General features: G+C 37.8%; 7 protein-coding genes. 4 read left to right on the top strand and 3 right to left on the bottom strand.

What is annotated here, in order from left to right:
- Nucleotides 1–1,306 (bottom strand): TonB-dependent receptor (locus EA341_RS18430; protein WP_293016647.1); only part of this gene is annotated, 1,306 nt, incomplete at its 3' end.
- A 235-nt stretch (nt 1,307–1,541) separates the two neighbouring features.
- Here EA341_RS18430 and EA341_RS18425 point away from each other — a divergent pair.
- Nucleotides 1,542–1,736, top strand: coding sequence for a hypothetical protein (locus tag EA341_RS18425; RefSeq protein ID WP_293016645.1), 195 nt, complete (start codon nt 1,542–1,544; stop codon nt 1,734–1,736).
- A 332-nt stretch (nt 1,737–2,068) separates the two neighbouring features.
- On the opposite strand, the gene EA341_RS18420 is transcribed toward EA341_RS18425, so the two are convergent.
- Nucleotides 2,069–2,854, bottom strand: coding sequence for a hypothetical protein (locus tag EA341_RS18420; RefSeq protein ID WP_293016644.1), 786 nt, complete (start codon nt 2,852–2,854; stop codon nt 2,069–2,071).
- 335 nt (nt 2,855–3,189) lie between these two features.
- Complete coding sequence (locus tag EA341_RS18415; protein ID WP_293016643.1) at nt 3,190–4,329, bottom strand: amidohydrolase; 1,140 nt, start codon at nt 4,327–4,329, stop codon at nt 3,190–3,192.
- Nucleotides 4,330–4,529: 200 nt separating this feature from the next.
- Between EA341_RS18415 and EA341_RS18410 the strand changes: the two genes are divergently transcribed.
- The 3 genes from EA341_RS18410 to EA341_RS18400 form a co-directional block, all read left to right on the top strand.
- Nucleotides 4,530–4,706 carry a hypothetical protein gene (locus EA341_RS18410; RefSeq protein ID WP_293016642.1) on the top strand — a complete coding sequence of 59 codons (177 nt, stop codon included), beginning with the start codon at nt 4,530–4,532 and terminating at the stop codon, nt 4,704–4,706.
- A gap of 94 nt (nt 4,707–4,800) precedes the next feature.
- Nucleotides 4,801–5,460 (top strand): pseudouridine synthase, encoded by a 660-nt coding sequence (locus EA341_RS18405; protein WP_293016641.1) that lies wholly within the window; start codon nt 4,801–4,803, stop codon nt 5,458–5,460.
- Nucleotides 5,461–5,824: 364 nt separating this feature from the next.
- A partial coding sequence (locus tag EA341_RS18400; protein WP_293016640.1) for an AAA family ATPase occupies nt 5,825–6,195 on the top strand: 371 nt, incomplete at its 3' end.

Below are 6,195 nucleotides of genomic sequence, written 5' to 3'. Positions count from 1 at the left end.
TTCCCAGGTTATTATTTTTGACTCTGCTTGCGATATCTTCAAAAGTTCCTGTGTAAACATTATTAATAAAGTCATTTGTCAAGTTATTAAGAGAGTACAAAGATGATATGCTAAGCTCTTTCCCCTTTTTTTCATATGTCTTTGTGTAATTATAATTGATATCAATATTATTGGAAAGATTGTTTGTCTCCACATCTCTTAATACAGCAGACTGCAACATTTCACCCATAAAAGTTTCTGTTAGGAGTCCATCTTGATAGGTATTTCTATTTCTCAAACCAAAGCTGACACCGGCGGTCATAAAATTGAAATCATTAATTTCATAATCCCATCCAAAATTATATCTACCAAATATCTGATTGGTTCTGGTATCTGCACTTTGAAGAATATTTAAAGTACTGCCGTCCATATTGGTCACGAGTTGCTGATTTTCGAAAGAACCAAGGATATTGTATCCTGCTCTACCGAAACCTCCTAAAGTAAAACCCATTTTCCCCTTTTTTAGACTGGCATTCAACCCTAGATTGGATGCTCTCCACCCAACAGTCGTGTTGATATTGAGTGATGCACCCTGAATGTTATTCTTCTTGGTTACAATATTGATCACGCCACCTGTACCTTCTGCATCGTACTTGGCCGAAGGAGAAGTAATGACTTCAATGGCTTTGATTTCTTCCGCAGGGATTTGTTTAAGTGCATCAGAAATATTGGATGCTACAATGGCTGATTGCTTACCATCAATAAGAACAAGTATATTGGTACTGCCACGCATAGAAACATTTCCATCCATATCAACAGATAGCATGGGTACTCTCCTCATTACATCTGAAGCATCTCCACCAACAATGGTGTTATCATTTTCAGCATTGTATATCGTTCTATCTACTTTTTCTTCAATCAGATCTCTTTGACCCAATACAGTAACTTCCTCTAGCGCCAAGTCTTCAGGCTCTAGGTAAATTGCATTAAAGCGCATTGAGGGCTGACTTTCATCGATTTCAAATTCCTCAGAAACATAATCTCTGAATCCCATAAATGATATTTGGATATAATACCTTCCCTCTTTCACCAACGAAAAAACAAACTCTCCATTTAAATCTGCTACGGCGCCAGCTACGCTATTCGCAGTAGCTAAATCTATCAAGGACAAACTAGCATAGGCTACAGGTTCGCTGGAGCTTTTTTCAACCACTTTACCAGTAACCTGGTTTTTTTCAAGACTTGGTTGAGTCTGACTAATAGCTGCATAATGTATGGTAAACAGAAAAATGTAAATCGTGATGGCTCTAAAATTCAAAGTTTTCATGTCTTTCTAATTTTGTGATTTCGTATGTTAGAAAGAATTGATCACAGAAGGTTTAATGTCCCAATCGTCTTACTTGACAGATCCTTACATAACATCGACGAATTCTATATATTAGAAGACAAATAGGAAATCCAAAAAAGGAAAAATTTTGAGAATTTCATGATTCCTTTAACTTTATGCTACAATCAACTCATTTAGCAAAGGATTCCTTTTTAAACTTATATCTACAGTGAACATGTCGAGAATCTTTAGAAATATCAGAAAGAAGTTTTTGCTCGAAAGATTTACCAACAGGGTATATACTCAGGATTCCATTATGGCATTGCTGATCGAAAACCAACTCAGAGAAGAAAACTTTGTAAGAAACAGAACCTTAAATGATTTGATGTCGATCAATACACAGTCCATACGTTCTTTTTTGAGCTGGTAATTAAGCTCTGAGAAACTGGATAATTGGGTGCCATCAAAAATAAATGCGTTGGTAGAAAGAGTTCTTTCAAAATAGTTTATAGCATTTTTTACTTACAACTTTTGATTTTCATCTATGACATGTTTAAGGGTAAATTGAGAACTCAGTCTTCCACTTTCATTGTATTCAAAGAACAGGTATTAACCGTTGACTCATTCCTCAGCAATGCCATATTGCCTCCTTTTCGGTCTTCATAATTGAAATTCAGACCGAAACCAATTTCTGTTCGGCTTCCAGGATAGGCAAATATTCTGGGGTTGAAAGTGAATCTTTGAAAACAATCGATCAAAGCTTTAAACCTTTTGAGGCTTACCCATCAAATAAAGCTTCTTCCCTCCTTTTCCATTAAGTTTTCCCATTTCCCAAATGTAGTTTTCATCAGATAAACCATCAATCAATTGGTTCATATCCTCTAAAGTGTAGGTTCGGGCATTGGATACTGCGCCATCCCAGGCAATAAACAAAGGAAGTATAGGAATCAAATACGTAAAGACCAATTGCTGCCAAGTCAATGGCCTCACTGCCGGTGTCAAAATCAAAGTAGCAATCAATGCAAAAGGTATGGCAAGCCACCAAAGAAAGATAGGAGGGGAATTGTCACTGATTTCATAGATCAAGATTGGCTGATGAGAATCCTTGGCATTGCTGAGGATTGCACGCGCAATATCAGGTTTCATATGATGCATACTGCTGACCATAGTTCTCAAGCCCCTGATTTCAGGAGACACTTTAGTGGCATCCAATGAAGTGGTGAGATACTGTATATTGTTTACCTTGTCTGAATTGAACTTTTCAGCTGCCTTTAAATTGGGGTAAAGGTCACTCAATAGCAGTTGAAGCTCTGGTCTTTTGTTTTTCAGGGAGTGAAAAATCTCCGGCATGGGACCTCCATTTCCAGAACAAAGATCGATGATGACATTTTCCTTGGTAAGAGAAAGTCCTTTTTCAATTAAAGGCTTCATAATGGAAGCAGAATCCAGAATTCGATGAAAACGACTGATATAGCGGGTCATCAGTACCCTTAACCAATCGGGGAACCAAGGCTGATCTTCGAACTCAAAAAGATGAATGCGCTTCATGATTTGAATTTACAGCTTTTTACCATGATAACGCCTGATATTTAGGGTTTTGTAAAAAAATTCAACCTATCTGAACGGAAAAGACCCTACAGAATCCTTAGGCTCTTTTTTAGAAAAAAAGAAATAAAATACACCTTGGATTGTAGGTTAGATTTCTAAATAAAGACTGAAAATACAAAGGAATCAGTCATTTAATAGACTGAGACTTAGTACCTAGTAATGAAGTCTAAAAGTGAAGTGAACCGTCTGATTCTGATCCAGAGTGCTCGGGATCATTCTGGAATAGTTTACGCACACCGAAGCATAGAAAGTCTAATACATATTTCAGATTAAGGTCAATCCTCAAAGTGTATTTTCTGAATAACTTCCCAAAACATATTTACTCCCGTCTCAATCAAATCATCAGGAAAATCAAAATTTGGTTCATGCAACTGGGGTTGATTCGTTCCGGATCCCAAACCAAATAGTAGGGTTTTTGTCTTCAATGAAAAATGCCCAAAATCCTCAGACCAGCGGAAAGGAGTACGTATATGTTTGACTTGTAATCCAAGTTTTTTCGCTGCTTCATTCCCATATTCCCAGGCTTCAGGGTCATTATGTGTTGCGGTAAAACTCTCTATATAGTCAAACTCAATCTCCAAGCCATATTCTTTGGCAATCTGAGAACAGAGTTTTTCAGCGTAAGTGACCAAAAGATCTCTGGTTTCATTTTCATAGGCCCTAAGTGTGGCTCGAATTACAGCTTGTCCAGGAGTGGTACCAAAAGCAATTTCTCCAAGTTGGGCATTGATGACAGTAACTAACGTGAATTTTTTCATGGCATCTGGAAGTTTTTCCAATGCCACTATACACTTGCACATCGCTTCCGCTGGTGAATTTCCCGCTTCAGGGTGAGCTGAGTGGGAATTCCGACCCTTCAACTTGATAATCATACCTACTGATGCCGCTGCAAAAGCTCCTTTTTTGATGACTATCTGATGCTTCTCATGCCCTGGCAGGTTGTGCAAAGCAAAAGCTAGATCCGGATTATGTTTATGGAATTTTTTATCTGAGCCCACATTTGCCGCCCCTTCACCGGTTTCTTCTGCCGGTTGAAAAAGTAAGACTACTTTGCCTTTTTTTGGCCTTTCTTTGGCAAGCTTCATACCAATACCACTGATTATCGCCATATGCCCATCATGCCCACATGTATGGGATTTACCATCAACTTTACTGATATGTCGAATATTGTTATCCTCCCAGATAGGCAAACCATCCAGTTCACAACGGTACATACTCGTTAGACCTTCTTCCTTTCCTTGATATATAACTAAAAGACCAGTACCACCTACTTCCTCAATAAGCTCATCTGGTTTCAGCGATTTAAAAAATTCAAGTACCCTTTTGGCCGTTTCCTTTTCTTCTCCTGACAATTCAGGATATTGGTGCAAGTTTTTTCTAAGATCTATGAGTTGCTTGAGTTCGGATTTATTCATCTAAAAAGGGGTTAAGTGAGTCAATCAGTTTTAATGATCAATATATTCCACAAATTTATAACAATGATCGTTCCTATGCTTACATATTACAGCTTCATTTGGTTAAGGCAGTATTTTTTTCATCCTGATCCTCAAGTCACTTATATTTTACCAAGAACTTTTTTATATTGAAAAATGCTTACCACTAAACCCATTTAAAAATGACAATCGAACAAAAGACCGCCATTGAGAAAGAGGTAGAAAGCCTAAAAGCCAAACTTACAGGAGATATGTTTCAAGACATGGAAACCCGTGATAAGATCCACAACCTGGAAATGCAACTGAAAGGGGTTAAGCCCATAGACAGTCATTTTGATTGTTTCGGCTGCGGAAGCTAAATTGATCAATCAAAAATTTATACCCAGGCTTCTTTTTTTGTTTTCAAGACAAATGACGAAGCCTTTTTTTAATTTCTCAATAACCCATCCAGTCATGAACAGCAGGTATTTTGTTTTATATAAACCATTTGGAACCCTTAGCCAATTTAGCGGTGATCAAAATACGTTGAAAGAGGTATATGATTTTCCAAAGGAAGTCTATCCAGTGGGAAGGTTGGACAAGGATAGTGAAGGACTCTTGCTCATCACTGACGATAAACCCCTCAACCATTACCTACTCAACCCAAGGTTTGCGCATGAAAGGACATACTTGGTTCAAGTGGAGGGTATTCCCGACCTGAAGGCGGTCAGAGATTTGGAAAATGGGGTGGAAATCAATGTGGATGGCAAAAACTATTATACCAAAAGAGCAAAGGCTAGCTTACTTGATCCCGCACCTGTACTTCCTGAAAGAAACCCGCCAATTCGGTACAGGAAGTCCGTTCCGGATACGTGGATTCAACTTACTTTAAAAGAAGGCAAAAACAGGCAGGTGAGAAAAATGACCGCGGCAGTTGGTTATCCTACTTTGAGGTTGGTACGTTTTTCCATGGAAAACCTAAATATTGAAGGCTTTGAAGTCGGAGAAGTCAGGGAGTTTATACAGGAGGAAATCTATAACTTACTCAAACTAGACCCCAGAAACATTCAACAACAAAGTTTAACATCAGACAAGAAATCTTTTTCAAGACCATCCGTTAAAAGAAGGAAGTAAACAGCAAATTGATTTTGCCATTTATCATTTAGAAAAATCAGAAATTGGGATACAGGGTATTTTATTATAATTTAGCCCTAGGAAAATAATTTACGAATGATGATTAACGATTCCCGTCCGACTGGAGTCATCCGGGCGGGTACAAGGTACTTTCTAAGGGATTGGTTTAAGTAACTTAGAGTCATCAATAAAAAAAATTTCCAAGAGGGTAAGAAATGAAGGTTGAATGCTGAATATTATATCCATTTATTTCAACCATATATCTACCGTATATCATTCAAATAAATAAGAATATAGGTTACCGAAACCATAACCACAGTTGATAATTAATTTTATATTTCAACTGTATATCAATTTTAACAACATGCATCAGGAAAAAATCCAACAGGTCATTCAAGAAGTAAAGAAGATCGTGGTAGGTCAGGACAGGATGGTCAACAGGCTGTTGATCGGACTTTTTACCAATGGCCACATTCTGCTTGAAGGTGTTCCCGGACTTGCAAAAACTTTAACAGTAAACACACTTGCCAAGGTATTGCACCTTGATTTTAAAAGGATTCAATTCACTCCCGATCTTTTACCTTCAGATTTGGTCGGAACCATGATATACAATCAGCAAGAGGCTAATTTTGAAGTAAAAAAAGGGCCTATTTTTGCCAATATCATTTTGGCAGATGAGGTGAACCGTTCTCCAGCAAAGGTTCAATCGGCACTTTTGGAAGCCATGCAAGAGAA

This window comes from Mongoliibacter sp., assembly GCF_007692705.1.
GTDB lineage: Bacteria > Bacteroidota > Bacteroidia > Cytophagales > Cyclobacteriaceae > Mongoliibacter.
The sequence above is the reverse complement of the archived record's forward strand: the minus strand, read 5'-3'. Positions and strand labels throughout refer to the sequence as shown.